The sequence below is a fragment of the Methanosarcina vacuolata Z-761 genome (assembly GCF_000969905.1).
GTDB lineage: Archaea > Halobacteriota > Methanosarcinia > Methanosarcinales > Methanosarcinaceae > Methanosarcina > Methanosarcina vacuolata.
This window is the reverse complement of the sequence record NZ_CP009520.1, coordinates 2,467,788-2,483,888: the sequence shown is the minus strand read 5'-3', so window position 1 is coordinate 2,483,888 and position 16,101 is coordinate 2,467,788. Positions and strand designations below refer to the sequence as shown.

General features: G+C 39.5%; 17 protein-coding genes and 2 pseudogenes. 8 read left to right on the top strand and 11 right to left on the bottom strand.

Annotation, left to right across the window (positions count from 1 at the left end; translation table 11 throughout):
* Positions 1-169 precede the first annotated feature (169 nt).
* A complete protein-coding gene (locus tag MSVAZ_RS10330) occupies positions 170-1,012 on the top strand; it encodes an Mrp/NBP35 family ATP-binding protein (RefSeq protein ID WP_198146737.1) in 843 nt (280 codons plus the stop codon).
* A 336-nt stretch (positions 1,013-1,348) separates the two neighbouring features.
* On the opposite strand, the gene MSVAZ_RS10325 is transcribed toward MSVAZ_RS10330, so the two are convergent.
* Complete coding sequence (locus MSVAZ_RS10325) at positions 1,349-1,675, bottom strand: DUF2769 domain-containing protein (RefSeq protein ID WP_048120749.1); 327 nt, start codon at positions 1,673-1,675, stop codon at positions 1,349-1,351.
* 218 nt (positions 1,676-1,893) lie between these two features.
* Between MSVAZ_RS10325 and MSVAZ_RS21570 the strand changes: the two genes are divergently transcribed.
* Complete coding sequence (locus MSVAZ_RS21570; protein ID WP_269746766.1) at positions 1,894-2,022, top strand: hypothetical protein; 129 nt, start codon at positions 1,894-1,896, stop codon at positions 2,020-2,022.
* 184 nt (positions 2,023-2,206) lie between these two features.
* Here the strand turns inward: MSVAZ_RS21570 and MSVAZ_RS10320 are convergent, their stop codons facing one another.
* The 6 genes and pseudogenes from MSVAZ_RS10320 to MSVAZ_RS20325 all read right to left on the bottom strand — a co-directional run bounded on the left by MSVAZ_RS10320 (position 2,207) and on the right by MSVAZ_RS20325 (position 6,337).
* Positions 2,207-2,680: a hypothetical protein gene (locus MSVAZ_RS10320; protein ID WP_048120747.1), complete on the bottom strand. Its 474-nt coding sequence runs from the start codon at positions 2,678-2,680 to the stop codon at positions 2,207-2,209.
* Positions 2,677-2,886, bottom strand: a complete 210-nt coding sequence (locus tag MSVAZ_RS10315; protein ID WP_048120744.1) for a hypothetical protein — start codon at positions 2,884-2,886, stop codon at positions 2,677-2,679. The genes MSVAZ_RS10320 and MSVAZ_RS10315 overlap by 4 nt, the downstream gene beginning before the upstream one ends.
* Complete coding sequence (locus MSVAZ_RS10310; RefSeq protein ID WP_255352001.1) at positions 2,883-3,074, bottom strand: tetratricopeptide repeat protein; 192 nt, start codon at positions 3,072-3,074, stop codon at positions 2,883-2,885. The genes MSVAZ_RS10315 and MSVAZ_RS10310 overlap by 4 nt, the downstream gene beginning before the upstream one ends.
* Positions 3,075-3,116: 42 nt before the next feature.
* A pseudogene (locus MSVAZ_RS21565) lies at positions 3,117-3,203 on the bottom strand (tetratricopeptide repeat protein); the annotation flags it as partial.
* Between the two features lie 36 nt (positions 3,204-3,239).
* Positions 3,240-5,741 carry a CHAT domain-containing protein gene (locus MSVAZ_RS10305; protein WP_048120742.1) on the bottom strand — a complete coding sequence of 834 codons (2,502 nt, stop codon included), beginning with the start codon at positions 5,739-5,741 and terminating at the stop codon, positions 3,240-3,242.
* A 440-nt stretch (positions 5,742-6,181) separates the two neighbouring features.
* A complete protein-coding gene (locus tag MSVAZ_RS20325) occupies positions 6,182-6,337 on the bottom strand; it encodes a hypothetical protein (protein ID WP_157206067.1) in 156 nt (51 codons plus the stop codon).
* Positions 6,338-6,524: 187 nt separating this feature from the next.
* On the opposite strand from MSVAZ_RS20325, the gene MSVAZ_RS10300 reads away from it, so the two are divergent.
* Positions 6,525-7,040, top strand: a complete 516-nt coding sequence (locus MSVAZ_RS10300) for an NTPase (protein ID WP_048120740.1) — start codon at positions 6,525-6,527, stop codon at positions 7,038-7,040.
* A gap of 263 nt (positions 7,041-7,303) precedes the next feature.
* Here the strand turns inward: MSVAZ_RS10300 and MSVAZ_RS10295 are convergent, their stop codons facing one another.
* The 4 genes and pseudogenes from MSVAZ_RS10295 to MSVAZ_RS10280 all read right to left on the bottom strand — a co-directional run bounded on the left by MSVAZ_RS10295 (position 7,304) and on the right by MSVAZ_RS10280 (position 12,507).
* The gene (locus MSVAZ_RS10295; protein WP_157206066.1) at positions 7,304-7,870 is read right to left on the bottom strand and encodes a hypothetical protein; all 567 of its coding nucleotides are present in this window, start codon (positions 7,868-7,870) and stop codon (positions 7,304-7,306) included.
* A 634-nt stretch (positions 7,871-8,504) separates the two neighbouring features.
* Positions 8,505-9,549 (bottom strand): annotated as a pseudogene (locus MSVAZ_RS21830) (ISAzo13 family transposase).
* Between the two features lie 807 nt (positions 9,550-10,356).
* On the bottom strand, positions 10,357-11,139 hold the full coding sequence (locus tag MSVAZ_RS10285) for a hypothetical protein (protein ID WP_156151040.1): 783 nt from the start codon (positions 11,137-11,139) through the stop codon (positions 10,357-10,359).
* Positions 11,140-11,859: 720 nt separating this feature from the next.
* Positions 11,860-12,507: a TatD family nuclease-associated radical SAM protein gene (locus MSVAZ_RS10280; protein WP_048120734.1), complete on the bottom strand. Its 648-nt coding sequence runs from the start codon at positions 12,505-12,507 to the stop codon at positions 11,860-11,862.
* 308 nt (positions 12,508-12,815) lie between these two features.
* On the opposite strand from MSVAZ_RS10280, the gene rpl7ae reads away from it, so the two are divergent.
* The 5 genes from rpl7ae to infB all read left to right on the top strand — a co-directional run bounded on the left by rpl7ae (position 12,816) and on the right by infB (position 16,048).
* Complete coding sequence (gene rpl7ae, locus MSVAZ_RS10275) at positions 12,816-13,178, top strand: 50S ribosomal protein L7Ae (protein ID WP_048120732.1); 363 nt, start codon at positions 12,816-12,818, stop codon at positions 13,176-13,178.
* A 24-nt stretch (positions 13,179-13,202) separates the two neighbouring features.
* Complete coding sequence (locus MSVAZ_RS10270) at positions 13,203-13,424, top strand: 30S ribosomal protein S28e (RefSeq protein ID WP_048107265.1); 222 nt, start codon at positions 13,203-13,205, stop codon at positions 13,422-13,424.
* Between the two features lie 15 nt (positions 13,425-13,439).
* The gene (locus MSVAZ_RS10265; RefSeq protein WP_048107264.1) at positions 13,440-13,628 is read left to right on the top strand and encodes a 50S ribosomal protein L24e; all 189 of its coding nucleotides are present in this window, start codon (positions 13,440-13,442) and stop codon (positions 13,626-13,628) included.
* Between the two features lie 40 nt (positions 13,629-13,668).
* On the top strand, positions 13,669-14,118 hold the full coding sequence (gene ndk, locus MSVAZ_RS10260; protein WP_048120730.1) for a nucleoside-diphosphate kinase: 450 nt from the start codon (positions 13,669-13,671) through the stop codon (positions 14,116-14,118).
* Positions 14,119-14,272: 154 nt separating this feature from the next.
* Positions 14,273-16,048: a translation initiation factor IF-2 gene (gene infB / locus MSVAZ_RS10255; RefSeq protein ID WP_048120728.1), complete on the top strand. Its 1,776-nt coding sequence runs from the start codon at positions 14,273-14,275 to the stop codon at positions 16,046-16,048.
* Positions 16,049-16,101: the final 53 nt, after the last annotated feature.

Genomic DNA, 16,101 nt, shown 5'->3' with positions numbered 1-16,101 from the left:
TTCTTTCAACTAATTAGTGAGGATGCTTTCCTTTATTAGTGAGGATGCTTTCCTTTATTAGTGAAGACGCTTTCCTTTATTAGTGAAGATGCTTTCCTTTATTAGTGAAGATGCTTTCCTTTAAAGAGATAACTAACGGGAAAAGGGGAAATTTAAACAGGAGATCAAAATGACAGATCCGGTTCAACCACTGGTAAGCTTATCAAAAAAGTCCACTGAACCCCAAATGATAGTCAACCTCAGACGCATCAAGCGTAAAATCCTGATTATGAGTGGAAAAGGCGGAGTTGGGAAAAGCACAGTTGCAGCAAACCTGGCTATCGGACTGGCTCTGCATGGATATAGAGTGGGACTTCTGGATTGCGATATTCACGGCCCGACCATTCCCACGATTTTCGGCATGGAATCTATGAAGCCAGAAGTTAGCGAAGAAGGCATAATGCCAGTTGAGGTCCTTCCCAATCTTTCGTTGATGTCTATAGGCTTTCTACTCGAAGATAAAGACTCTCCCATCATATGGAGAGGACCATTAAAAATGGGGATTATCGAAAAGTTACTGGAAGACGTCGTATGGGGAGAACTTGACTTTCTGATTATAGATCTGCCTCCGGGCACAGGTGATGAACCCTTGAGCCTGGCCCAGTTGATCCCCAATATTGACGGTTCAATACTTGTAACAACTCCTCAGGACGTAGCTCTCGTCAGCGTCCGTAAATCGATCGGATTTTCTAAAAAACTCAATGTTCCTGTTATAGGCATTGTCGACAACATGCATGGTTTGGTCTGTCCTCACTGCGGCAAGCCGATAGAAGTGTTCAGGAATGGAGGAGTGGAAAAAGCTTCAAAAGATTTCAACATCCCTATCCTTGTCAGACTTCCTATAGAGCCAAAAGTCGCAGAAATGGAAGATAAAGGCACAGTTATCCTGGAAATGCTTGAACATGACACGGAATGGCAGAAGAACTTTGAAAATTTTGTGGCCACAGTAGAAAAAATCCTGTACGAAAAATAAGCGAGATAAATAGTTAAAGAATTTAATGCAGTTAAAAATTACGCACCGGGGTTCAAGATCAATTACAGTAAAATCAATTACAGTAAAATCAATCACATTAAAATCAATCACATTAAAATCAATCACATTAAAATCAATCACATTAAAATCAATCACATTAAAATCAATCACATTAAAATCAATCACATTAAAATCAATCACATTAAAATCAATCACATTAAAATCAATTACAGTAAACGCTATGGTTTTAATTTGCGTTTTAAATAGTTAAAAGATTTAATAGCTATTGATTTTTCAGTTCAGCTGCATAAATCCTAAAAAAATAAAATAAGGGAATCAGGCCCTCCCGTTATTGCAGTAATACTTAACTACGTTTGCATTCTCTAGATTGTTCTCTTTCCAGACAGCGCAGGTATAACAAATGCAGTCTTTGTTAGGATTTAAGTCTTTACAGGCAGCTTCACCTGCCGAACAATAGACTCCAGGAACACTTTTCGGCGATGGAGATTTACCTTCTCCTAAATTTTTCGCTTCACTTTTGAAGTTTCCCATTTTTTCCAATGCGCATGCACTCTCAGATTGCACAGGACACTGCGAACACATACATCTCTCGAGATTTGATGCAATATACGGAACTTCTACAGATTTACTCATATTACTCATTTTACTCCCCCTTCAATATTATAATATTTGTGAAATAATATTCATTCCGTATTCTGGATTTATAGGATAAAATCTTTTTCAGTTTTCAGAATTGTTGTGACTTGGAGCTTATTTGAAAAGCCAGCGATATATGTTGAAAAGTTAATCCTGGCAGGCGAAGAAGATGGACCTCCATTTTTCCGAAAAAGCCGAAAATTTCCTCAGGGCCTGTAAAATGGATGAAGAATAAAAGATCCGCCAGGATGCCGGAAAAACTGAATCTTGTCCCAGGAGAAAAGCTTGTCAGGGACCGCACAGTCAGAGGAAATGGAAGCTGTGAAATTACTCATAACAGGAAAAACAATTGAGAATTGCTGAATTTACTTTTCGCGGGCCATCAGGTCATTGCTTTTTCTTAACCCCGGAATCTCACCGGTCGCAAGCGACCGGCTTTTCCGAAAAAAAGACTGAGAAAAAAGACTAAGAAGACGCAAACCTAAAAGAAGAAATAATTATTTCTGGAACAATTACACTGAAGAATTCTGCCAGATCTCAAAATGTGTGGTACGAAATAATCCCCAGGTAATCCAGGAGAACAATAGTAAGTGCCACAAAGCTGAGGATCAAAAACAAACCGGATATCCGTATAAGCTGAGATTTCCCTTCCAGGATCTTCTCAAATTTTTCCTTAGAATCCCGGCTTGAATTTATGTTTATACCATATTTTTTCCTGACCAGCACCATCACCGCAAAAATAAGGCTTATGAGCCACAAAATAAGCGGAGCCGCGTATATCAGGACTGAAACTCCTTCCATGCTCTTTACATCCGAAAACGTTATGGCATGGAAATAAATCCCTTCTAGCAGCCCTGTAATGATAACAAACTGTTTTGCAGTGTCTTCCACGCTGGAAATGGATTCCCCAACAAGTTTTTCGGCATTCTGCTTCCAGAAAGGGTTCGGTTCCGCTTCCCTTACAGGAGCTTCCTCTTCAGCACCTTTTCCTCCGGAATCCTCACTATTCATGTTTTCACTTCATATTCAAATTCTTTCTTGCAATTGGGGCAAGTGAGATCTATAAATAAGCTTTTAGCAGTTTTTCTCCTGAGTTTATCCTTTGTATCAGAAAACCCCACGAGCACTACAACTGTTTCTCCATCTTTAACAACTTTTTCTACATCAGTCTTATATTTGTACCCGCAATGAGGGCATTTAATAAGTTCAATAGTCATCTTTTACCCCAAATTTTTCCAATTATGGTTTTTAAACTCCTCTTCTCTCTTTTTCCCTCTAATCCTGCAATCCATTTTCGAACAAGTTCCCTGTTCGGAGATTTGAGTTCTTCGAATATTTCAAGCGCAGTATAGTAATCCTTTAGGGCAAGTTCATACTCTCCTTTTTCTTCGAGTACCCTTCCCATCTGCCCTAATGTTATTGCAATTCCGCTTTTGTTTCCCAGCTCTTCTTTCATTTTCAGGGACTGGTTATACTTTTTCACTGCTTCTTCGTAGTTGCCCTGATCCTGATGAATCATTCCAATTGCATGAAGTACAACTGCAACCCCCCTATTATCCCCCCTTTCCTCCTATTTATATTTTATGTTATTATATATTTTTAATGTTGTATTTAGGTCTCCGAGGCGGTAGTAAATCGTCGCAAGGGTATATTCAGCGTTTGTTCTCGTATCTCCTGATGTCGTGTTGATAGAATCATTTAACAGGTTCATTGCAAGTTCAATGTGTCCCCAGCAGATCATAAGGTCTGAGACATTTTCTACAATTTCGTTTGCCCTTTTCCAATCTTCTGCTTCGAAGTAGTAGTCTCGTGCTTTCAGATAATCCCAGAGACTTCCAGTTTGAGATACCAGATTTTCGTAATATTTGGCAGCCCTGATGAGAAGCTTCTTTTTGTCCAGTCCTTCTTGTTTCAGCTTATCTTGTTTCAGCTTATCTTGAGCGAAATTTCTGACTATTGTATGTTCCATGTAGACAGTCTGGTCATATTTTTCTTTTGAGATCAAACCCCACTGGATTAGTTTTTGCAGGGGCTCTACGATAGAGGAGCTTTCGTCTTTTTCGTCTCCTATAATCCACGATAATGCTTCTTCAGGAACGGCTTCTCCGTAAATAGAAGCATAAAGAAGAAGTTTTTTAGCATCTGAGTCAAGTTTTGAGAAAGATTTCTCCAGCAGGGTAAACTCCATAAGTTCCTTTTTCAAGGGCTTCAAGTCCAGCATTAAACTGTCCACGCCCTGAACCGAAGCACGTTTAGCAAACTGCCCCACCGTCCAGGGATGTCCGCCTATTACATCGTATATCTGCTTCTTTTTCGGAATATCCAGATCTGCTAACTCCGTATAGTTGTTCATCAGCCAGTTGGTCTGCGAGAAATGGAGTTCAGGAAGGGAAATATGTTCAATGCTTTCAGGCAGCCTGCCTTCCAGAGGATCAAAATCGTAACGGGTTGTTATGATGAATTTTGTATTGCTGATTGTATTATTCAGAAGATGTCGGATGAATGCCTTGAGTTCGGGGTTTTCAATGTCTTTTCGGTCTTCGTCCAGGCAATCTTCAAAGTTGTCAAGGATTATCAGGAAACGAAACTGGTTGAGTATGTTTACCAGTCTGGAGGTTTTAATTTCAAGTGGTTCAGGCTGATTAAGAACCTGGTTAAGTTCAGATCTTCCGTTCATCATTAAAAAGCTATTAATTTTGTTCAGGATATCTTCAGGTCGGGTGGTTGAAGTGCACTTCATCCCAAAATTTCCGTCAAAATATTCATTCATTTTTAGCGCAAGTCGGGTTGCAAGAACGGTTTTTCCCATACCTCCAAAACCATGAATAATAGCAGCACGCTTTACATCGGATCTAAAGCCTTTTTCCAGAATTCGAAGCTCTTTTTTCCTGGCAACGAAGCCTTTATTCATCACTGGCAAATCCAGCAAATCTGACAGTTTATTGGGTTTGAACTCGAATTCAGAAGGTTCCGGTTTTATTTTTCCTGTATGGACGCAGTTGCAGTCTGAAAGATACAGAACAGGAGTTGCGAAGTCAAATCCATTGCTCTTTTCCGAATCCTTCATCGCAATTCTGGCCTCTTTGAGTGCAACATCAACCGATTTTCCGCTTGCAATCGTCCTGTAAAAAGTGTATGCAAACTGGATTGCCACGTCATCAAGTACCGAATATTGCATGGCTACTACAGCCGGGATTCTTTGCTTCGAAAGCATACTGGCAAGGTCACCGAAAGCTTCTTTGTTCGAGCCTTTGGCTGATTCACAGGAGCTGAGCACAACAAGCTTTATGCCCATGTCTGTAAAAAGGTCTGCAAGGATTTTATTATCTATGAGTCTGGCTGTTCGATCTTCGGATTCAAATACAAGGTGTCCTTTGCCGTTTCTGCTTACTCTGTGCCCTGTGAAATGAACAATGTGATAGTTTTGCTCATTCAGGTAACCCTGGACGTTTTCAAAAGTGGCGTCTTCTGTAAAATCTACCTTAATTTTTTGGTCTTTCTGGAGTTTGTCCAGGGCTTCCAGAATAATTTCCTGCTCTTTTTCAGTGTTTAATGGTGAAATTCCGGGACCATCTGGACTTGAGATTACTACCAGCATTCGGAGAATGGAATCAAGAGGTTGAGATTCGTTTTTCTTTACTTCAGGTGGAAGCCTTGAGAGCAAAATGCTCCTTCTGGTGATTAAAAAGTCTTCTCCGTTGTGCAGGTATTCCCAGGGCAAAGCTGCAATTTCAGGAATATCTTCAGCAAACTGCATTGAAATCCTGAGTCCGCAATTTTTGTCCTGGCCTTCGTTAAGACGTTTGTTGAAGTACTCTCCCAGTTCACCTGAAAATACAGTATCGTACAGCATTTTTCCAAATTCGATATGAGTTGTCTCTTCAGGCTGCGGTTTGGGAATAATAACTTTTTCTTCAATCCGGTCCAGCATCTGAATAAGTTTCAGATCGCGCCGGAGTTCAAAGTTCTGGGTGGCTTTAGCATCTCCATTTTCAAGAATTGAAGCTGTATACTGGTTGTAGGAACCTTCAGGTCCTTTTGATACTCGCAGGTCCAGGGAATAATAGTCCACAAAAAAACACCTTCTCAGTAACAAAAATTAGAAACTATCAAATTTATAGTTTTGTTTTTATTGTCAGAAGTGACTATAAATATAAAAAAGAAAGTATTTTTTACGAAAATGTAGAATTAATAGAGCTCATAATGAAAAAATGAGTTCATGCTAAAGTCGAAAAAAAGGCCGCCAACTGCTAAAAAATTGAGATTTTACCTCAATTCTTTCATAGCGAGAGAGATTTCAGTTTTCATTCGATCAAAGCCAATTAGTTCCAGCCGCGCCTCGGTGAGAAACAATAAACCTTGATACGCTTTTTTGTTGCCTCAGAATAACATCAAATGATTAACAGAGGAGCGTCGAAAAAAGTAAAATCTGTAAAATCATCTGTAAAATCATCTGTAAAATCATCTGTAAAATTATATGTAAAATCTAAAAATTTATTCCTCTTTATCTCTTCACTCCGGCTTCTCCTCCGGCATATAGCACCCAAAATAGGTATTTTGCTCGACCTTTTTCAGGATATTGTTAATATTTTCGAGTGAAGCTTCCATCTTTTCCATTTTCTTCTCTATCTCCTGTAGTCTGGCAAGAATCTCCTGGTCTGTGGTCATAATTTCAACTCCATATATATTTCCATATATATTTACTAAATTTAGATTAATTGAAGCTTTCGATGTATATTCCAGTATATCCTGCAATCATTTTATAGTCAACGTAAAACCTCACTGCTGGCTAATTTAAGTAAAATCAAGTTCTATTTTTCTGGGAAATGGGATAACAAGGGGGACGAAAAATACCATGTTGAGAATAGCAGTAACCGGCAGTCCGGGTATTGGAAAATCAACAGTTGTGGCAAGAGCTGCTGAAAAACTTGCCGACCAGCCTGGCTTCAAAATAGGAGGCATCCAGACTTCCGAAATCCGGAAAGAAGGAAAGAGAGAAGGTTTTTCGATACGGGACCTTGCTACAGGAAAAACCGGAATTCTGGGCAGCATTAGAGGACGCGGGCCGAGAGTTGGGAAATATCACGTCAACCTGGAAGACCTTGAAAATATCGGGGCAAATGCTCTCAGGAGTGCCCTGGAATGTGATCTTATAGTTATCGATGAGGTCGGGCCGATGGAGCTAAAATCCGAAGCTTTTGTTTCGGCAGTTGAGGTAGTCCTGGAATCCGATAAACCGGTTCTTGCAGTGCTGCATCGGTCAAGCAGTAACCAGCTGGCTCAGAGGATAAGGAAAGAATTCGAGGTTTTTATAGTTAATGAGGAAAACCGTGATGAGCTGCCTGAAAAAATCTTTGCCATATTAAGATGAGGTCTGCGACTTTAAATGACATTTTTCGAAAATAGGATTATCGGTTAGTTTATTTCTATACGTTATATAAATATAAACAGTGAAATATATTCAAGGATAACCTGCAAATTTTTATGATCTGTTATTCCCCTTATATATCTCACATTAATCATTTTTTATATATTTTCGGTCTATTTTTTAGCTCAAAATTTATATTGAAATGCTTCAGTGTTTTGTAACCTTCTATGGGGGCATTCCGGAATTATTCCAGAAACAAAGGGATTTTATTTTCTACCACCGTTGCCGCCATTACCACCGTTACCGCCATTACCACCGTTGCCGCCATTGCCACCGTTGCCCTTTGCTGCATCAGTTATTTTCACTGCGCCACTTCCCTGATGGGTAGTAACTCCATCTATTTCTGTTGCAGTGAAGATCAGTTTAGTGACGTCTGAATTAAGTGCTCCCTTGAAATCACGTACCATGAATATGTATGTATATTTCTCGGTGCTCTCCTTATGCACTGTATAAGGCTTTACACTTGTACCGCCTGGGATTTGAAGCCTCACCGTATCTTCATCTAGTAAAGTAACATCGAAAGGATTAGTGCCGTCATATGTAACTTCCTGGTAAGGATTGCTGTACACTGCCACCCTAATACGGTATGAACCTATTGACGGTAATACAGCTGCCGGTCTGTCAACAAGAGCCGGATGGCTCTCCGTAGGAGAGATAGCAATCCAGATGTCGTCATCATCTCCCAGGGACGCTGCTCCCCCTATAGCAGGCATCGCAATAATACATAATGCCAGTGCCATGATTAATGCCGTAATTTGTCTCATTACTCCCACTCCCATTAGATTTATGTTTACTTGTTTATTTTTTTGTGTTATATTGATGCTATGTCAAGAATATTTCTCTGTTTTGATTAATATATCCCGGAGCTATTATTTTACAATCATATATATATTTGTAGGAATAATTGTTTCTGTACTAGCAACTTCACACATATCTTATTCGATTTCATTCCAAATCCTCAAACGTTAAATCTGAAATTATTCCGGATACTGGATGTTTTTTCATCCGGCTTTCAATTTTAGTGAGGCTTTACCGGCTGATTTATATATTTATATGTTTTATTTTAATAATATTGGATGAAAAAAGAGAAGACTGGTATGAATAATAATGGTACATGGTTTCTTAGATTTAAATATATCAGTATTCTGGCAAATGGGCAGGAAAAAAACAGGACTTAATTTTGGAAGGGTTAGATCTCCAGCCGATTGGATGGATGCATCACGAACAGTTAATCTGTTCTTAATTAATTATTTACTATTGTCTGTTTAAAAATATTAAACATTACATTTTAATATGTTTTTTCTCTTAATAATATATTGATATTCTAATATATTATTGCGGTAATATTTTCATAACAGTAAAAAATTCTTGCTCAGATAACTCCTTAGGAACGTTTGAAATATAACTTCAAGTTTTCACTTCTGGAATTACTCTATAATTCCATTTTCCCAAATAATCATCAAATACAATTTTCATATTTTTCTTGAAGTTTTCACTTACTTTTCTTGCTGTCGCATAAACTTTATCCTTGATAGTCGAAAACACTTTCAATCCTGTTGATGTCGAAGTCTTATCAATCAGACTTTTAACCACATCAATATTGCTGAAAACGGCACCTTTACAGGCAGCCGTTACATGGCAGAATAACCTATGTTCAATTGGGTTATATTTCGAAGTGTATGGTGGGTAATGAGCCATTCGAATTTCAATTCCAATTTCATTTACCAGCTTTTGTAAATCTTCCTTGAAAATATAATGTCTACTTGAGTTGCTTCCACCACCATCTGCAAAAGCCAAAATGCTATATGAACTGGGGTAATTTTCCTTGCCGTAATTTTCCCACCAGTATTTAATACAGTCACAACAAAATTCACTCGTATCCTTACTGGTTCCTAAAGTGATATAGCCTTCATTAAGTTTCACGTCGTATATGCCATGTGGAATTACGACACCATTTGAAAATGTATTGAAGTCATGATCATATACTTTTACCGGTCCAGTACAATAAAATTTTCCGTCTCGGTAGAAATTACCTATGAATTCTTTTTTTAACATCTATACTGATAATCGGATTTTCGCTGTTAGAGTACTCTTCTTTCAGCTCTTTAATTCTCTCAAATTGCCTGTTTCTGTCTTTACAGTCTTTCATTGTGACAGCTTTAGTCATTTTTCTTTCTACAAAACCATGTTTCTTCAATAGCTGCTTTACTACATATGGTGATATATTCATATCTCTCGATTTGAAAGCATTTGAAATATCTTTAAGGGAGAGGTTTGTCCATTTTATTTCTTCGTCTATAGGACTTCCAGCAGTATGATCTTTTAAGATCTCAAAGAAAACTTCATCTATATTTTCCACATTGTCGATGATTTTCTTTTTACCTCCACCAGGCTTTCGAATCCTGTTATCTGGAGTTTCTATACCATTAGTGATTTCATTAATTCCAGCCATGATAGTTTGAAAATGACAGCTCATTACACTACTTATATACTTTTGTCCGCCATGACCTAACTTCATTGTTTCTATGGCTGCGTATCTCCTTCTGTCTCTCTCATTCAAAGAATCAAAAAATGATTTCATTTGCTTTTCTGTTTCTTCAGGGTATTTTTTGCGTAGCATTTAAGTAAAGTCCTTTCTGGTTGTATCAGTTAAAACAGAATTAGCTTTAGGCAATGAATATATTTGAATTTATATTTTTGTCATTCCTTAAATGACTCCTTTATAGTGAGAGCGTCGTAAAAATATATTTAGGAATGATAAAAATATAATTTCAAATTTGCAGTTCAGGAATTTATCCATAATTTCATTATCACAATGATTTATCTGAAATTAGGAAAGTTAAATTTCAAACTGCCTCTATAAAATAAAGAAGAGCCGTAAAGTGTTTTTCCTGAAGTGGCTCATTCTTTTTGAACATAAGAAACACTGTAATTGATTTTCTTTATAACTATAGTTCTTGTATCTATTCAGCGTACAAAAAATAGGCCGAATGATATTGATTTTAAGGTTTCATAAGCATAGAATTACCAACTGTATAAAACCGAAAAGCACGATCAATAGCAACAGTTATGAAAAATTAGGCAATAGAATTTTGTCCATTTTATATTTAAGAAGATGCCTATTGAGATTGTTTTTCCTACGCTGAATAGATACTAGTTCTTATGTATTATGTAATACTACGTTTAAGGAAGATCAATATTGGTGATTTTTATGACCCAAATGTACAACCAGGAAAAGTTTTGAGACAACCTTTATTCATTATTTTTTTGCCACTTCCTTAATAACCCTAACTGCAATACCACTACCAGGGATAACCAGGTTAGCTGCTTCTGTACTTATATCAAAGAAAAGATCGCGGGTCATTACCTTCTCGATCTTCTGGCGCAATGTAATGTCCCCAACGAAGGTCATCTCCCCAGTTAAGCCATCGAATTCAGCAACTGCTGTTTTGCCATTTCTCTCCCACTTATATTCGAAGACGTAGACTGGCCGAAAATAAAGATTCACTATGCTGACATCCTTTTTTTCTTCAGGAGTTGTATCAGGCCTGATTGGTTGAGGTAAAGAGGAGAATACTTGCTGTACCGCAGCTTTTGGAAGCATTTCTGGCGACACATAGGTGCTTCCATCAGTGGAAAGCTCGGGTACATCACTCACTGACTCTTTCTCAAAGAGCAAATATTTCTCCCAATCCTGTTTTTCTTGTCTGCTCACAGCATCGAATATAACTTCTTTACTGCCTTCTGTTATACAGTGTTCAATCCCCATAATAGTGAACTGTCGCGATGTGGTCGCTACTGAGTAATCCTTACCATCGATCGTCACACTCTTAACTTCGGGATCGAGGATCGAAAAGTTATAATCGCGTGTGCGATCATACTCGTAGTGCACATTGCATTTGATATGCCAGAAAGGCTCATATAAGTAATTTTGATCCGTGATTTTAATTTCTTCTGGTTTAGGGCGCGAGATTAAACTTACCAATCCTTTGCTGAAGATTGACGCCTTTTTATCCCAGGCTGTCCTCAATGCGTGCTCCATATCATACTTGGGCAATAGGCGGAAGATTTGCTCTTTACCTGTTGTTCTATCCATGCTATACCCTCAAATTTGTATCTACACGGAACTTTCAGATTCAGATGTCAAGATTCTCTTCATAGTTTCAGGTTCTTCTTTCTTTGTGTTCGGTTAAAGAAGAGGTTAACTTCAAAATGGCTACTCAAATTTACAAAGGATGTAGATTTCGTGGTTCTAAGTACATAAATCACTACAAAATAATACATCACTTATAGTCACGCCTGTAATTTTTGCAACAAAAAACTTCATTGTACCTCATTGGGCAGTTGCATTATTTAGCCTCGTGACTATACATTTCGTATATTAATCGAACATAAATGAATTTCAGTTATTTAATTTCAATTTTATAATTCAGTTATGTAATTTCCCAAATCTATCAACTTTCAACTATAGAGCGGATCAATCTTTCTCGAATCTTAAGTATCTGGGCTTCTTAAGTTAGACTTTTTAAGTTAGACTTTTTAAGTTAAACTTTTCAAGTTATACTTTTTAAGTTAAACTTTTCAAGTTATACTTTTCAAGTTATACTTTTTAAGTTAAACTTTTCAAGTTATACTTTTTAAGTCAGACTTTTTAAGTTATACTTTTTAAGTTATACTTTTTAAGTTATACTTTTCAAGTTATACTTTTCAAGTTATACTTCTTAAGTCGTTATTTCTTAAGTATTTTAACTTTTAACAGTTTTCAGATTTCTTTGCTTGCAGCTTCGGATAAAGTCCTTATGTGGAAGCTTGTATCCAGCTCCTCTGCAAGCTTTCTACATTTTTCCAGGTCAACTTCGGGCACATTAACTACTGTAACCCTTGTACTGATTCCTGCCTTCTTTGCTTCCTTAACAAAATCAAGTACTGCAGAATAAGCATTTTTATGAATCGGTCTGCAGAGTTTGTTATACTTATCTTCGGACTCGGCATTCAAACTTACGGAAACAGAGTCTAGACCTGCGGTTTTCAGTTCTGAGACCACATATCTTCCCGGATTTATAAGGGCTGCCTGTCCATTAGTATCTAGCCTTACTCGAATATTCCGGCTTTTCAGCCAGCGGGTTACTGCCAGCACTACATCAAACCTGATTGTTGGCTCTCCAAGGCCTGTGAATACGATTTCTCTGTATTTTGAAAGGTCCAGTCCTTCAAGGGCTCCTATAACTTCCTCTGTTGTCGGTTCTCTTGAAAGCCTCAGGTCATATCCGTAAACCCCGTCTGCAAAATTACGGATACAAAAGACGCAGTCTGCACTGCAGCGGTTTGTAAGATTAATATAGAGATTTTTATGAGCTTCATAGTAAATTGTGTCCATGAGATCAAAATTTCTTACATTCCTTATAACCATGACGTATTAGTTCATTTTTTATCCTGGAATTGAAAATAGCCTTATATATATGAATTTCTTATCGATCTACTTCTGCTTTTGGTCTATGACTCATGTTTTCAAGCAGAAAGTTTATAGGTGATCATGTACTTGTAAGGTTCGATCTGCAGCATTTAGCTAGCAGTATCTATATTTCAACTCATTTACTCTCCGCATTGAAGTCTATACGGTTTCGATTTAAGATTTGATTTCAATGTTGACAGATGTGTGTTAAAAACCTATGATTGATGAAAAATTGCGATACTCGCAATTTCGAAGGAGAATATTATATGGCACAATTAGCTAAATTCGACGTTCCAGAAGAACTTACAAACAAAGCACTTGAAGCTCTGGAGCTTGCCAGAGATACTGGAAAGATTAAAAAGGGCACCAATGAAGCCACAAAAGCAATCGAAAGAGGAAATGCAAAGCTCGTTCTGATCGCAGAAGATATCGAGCCTGCCGAAATTGTTGCTCACATCGCTCCACTTTCCGAGGAAAAGAAAGCACCTTACATCTTCATCAAAAACCAGAAAGAACTTGGTGCAGCCAGTGGGCTTGGTGTGTCCTGCGCAACTGTCGCAATCGTAGATGCAGGAAAAGCAGGTGAAATGATCCAGGACATTGCCCAGAAACTTGAAGCCCTTAAATAATCCTGATAACATGAGGTGCTAATTATGGCTGATGAAAGCACAACCGGCGGCTTTGCTGCTGAGGTTATTGACGTTATCGGGAATACAGGTATGCATGGTGAAGCCAGCCAGATCCAGTGTAGGGTTCTGGAAGGCAGGGATAAGGGCCGTGTTATTACAAGAAACTGCGTTGGCCCTGTCCGCGTAGGTGACATCCTGATGCTTCTTGAAACCTCAAGAGAAGCAAAGAAACTGACCACCAGATAAGAAAGCGGTGAGATTATGGAACAGAGAAAATGCTATTTCTGCGGGAAAATGCTGGAGCCCGGAACCGGCAAGCTCTACGTCAAGAAAGACGGTTCTACCTATTACATGCACTCTTCCAAGTGTATGAATAACTTCAACCTGGGTAGGCTTCCAAGGCGTACCGAATGGACTGAGAAAGGCAAAATCCAGTTGAAGAAAGCATAAGAATTGTCAGTTTATTTGTTCGGATAATTAAGGTGTTCATATGGAACAGACATACGTTATGGTAAAGCCTGACGGAGTCCAGCGCGGGCTGGTAGGAGAGATAATTTCCAGAATCGAGAAGCGAGGTCTGAAGATCGTTGCCCTCAGGATGAACGTTATCAGTGAAGCTACTGCAAAAGAGCATTACAGTGAACATGCAGCCAAGCCTTTCTTCCCCGGCCTTGTCGGATTCATAACGTCGGGACCTTCAGTTTCAATGGTAGTTGAAGGAAAAGATTCAATTCGGGTCATGAGGGCTATAAACGGGGCTACAAATCCTGTAGATGCGGCTCCCGGTACAATCCGTGGGGATTTTGCTCTGGATGTAGGCAGAAATGTAGTTCATGCTTCCGATTCCCCAGAAGCTGCTGCAAGGGAAATTGCAATTCACTTTAAGGACTCCGAAATCGGGAACTATTCCAGGATCGACGAGGTCTGTTTGTACGAATAAAGCAGGTGCATCAAAGCCTTTTCTCGTTCCTGAAACTTCAGGGCACGATTCAAGGCCTTTGTTCATCCGACCTGCAATATGGGTCCGTCAGGGTAAACCCGGACCCTTCTGGACCTGCAGCAAATAAGACGCGGGAATGAGAGAGGTTTTGCATATGGCCGACAAGAAAAATTTGAGGACTCCTATAGTCTGCGTGATGGGGCACGTCGACCACGGGAAAACGACTCTCCTGGACAAGATCAGGGGTACTGCAATTGTCAGTGGAGAAGCCGGTGCCATCACCCAGCATATCGGGGCAACTGAAGTCCCAATAGATGTAATTATCAACAAGCTTGGGGACCCAAGGCTTCGGGATAGGTTCATAGTGCCAGGACTGCTCTTTATCGATACACCTGGACATCATGCCTTCACAACTCTTAGGAGCAGGGGAGGCGCTCTTGCAGATCTTGCAATCGTTGTAGTGGACATAAACGAAGGCTTCAAACCCCAGACCTACGAAAGCCTGCAGATCTTAAAGCGGTTCAAAACTCCTTTTGTTGTTGTTGCGAATAAGATTGACAGGATTGGCGGCTGGGTCTCACAAAAAGATCTGCCTTTTGCGGCCACTTTCAAAAAACAGTCCGAAGACGTCCAGGCCCGGCTTGAAACAAAGCTCTACGAGGTAATTGGTGAATTATACAACCAGGGCTTTGCAGCAGAACGGTATGACAGGGTTACAAATTTCCAGAAAACCCTGGGTGTAGTTCCTGTAAGTGCTATGACAGGCGAAGGAATTCCTGATGTCCTGATGGTGCTTCTTGGTCTGGCCCAGAAATTCCTTGAAGCAAACCTGCATTACAGTGCAAAAGGTCCTGGAGTTGGCACTGTGCTTGAGGTCAAGGAAGAAAAAGGACTTGGTGCAACGCTTGATGTTATTCTCTATGACGGCACTCTGAAAAAGGGCGATACGGTTGTTATTGGAAGCCTGGGAAAACCAATTCAGACAAAGGTCCGGGCTCTCTTAAAGCCAAGGGAACTTTCTGAGATGCGTTATGAGAGCAAGTTCAAGCAGGTGAATAAGGTTACTGCTGCGGCTGGAGTAAAGATTTCGGCTCCCGGCCTTGAAGGTGCACTTGCAGGCTCTCCAATAAGGGTTGCTACCGAAGAGACTCTTGACGAGATTGCAGCCCAGGTAAAATCCGAGATCGATGAGGTCAGGATTGATACTGGTTCAGTCGGGATTATGATCAAAGCCGATACACTTGGCTCCCTTGAAGCCCTTGTCCATGAGTTCCAGAAAGATGATGTGCCTATCAGGAAAGCCGAAGTAGGAGATATTTCACACCGGGATGCAATTGAGGCTTCGACGGTTGAAGATCCTCTCTATTCCGTGGTTATAGGTTTCAATGTCAAAGTTCACCCTGACGCCAGAGATTTCCTGCAGGAAAGCACTGTGAAGGTATTCACGAGTGACGTGATTTATCGTCTGGTTGAAGATTACCAAAAATATGTAAAAGAGCAGCAGGAACAGGCTGAAAAGAAGATTTTTGAAACAATAATCCGTCCGGGAAAATTCAAAATCCTTCCAGGTTGCATATTCCGTCAGAGTAAACCAGCAGTTGTTGGCGTAAGAGTGCTTGGTGGAGTCGTGCGGACAAATGCCGATGTGATGCTTGAGAACGGAAACGTTGTAGGCAAGATCAAAGGCCTGCAGATCGAAGGAGAGAATATCCCGTCTGCAGGGGTAGGCAAAGAGGTTGCAATGGCAATTGACGGTGCAACCGTAGGCAGGCAGATCAAAGAGGAAGACGTGCTCTATATCAATGTGCCTGAAAGGCATGCCAAAGTTCTTGAGCACGAGATCTACGATTCTCTTTCAACCGATGAAAAGGAAACTCTTGATATTTTTCTTTCCCTGAAAAGAAAAGATAATCCGTTCTGGGCAAAATAATGCTTACAAGTGCGCAATTATATTCAGAAATTATGTTCTGAATGCACGGAAAG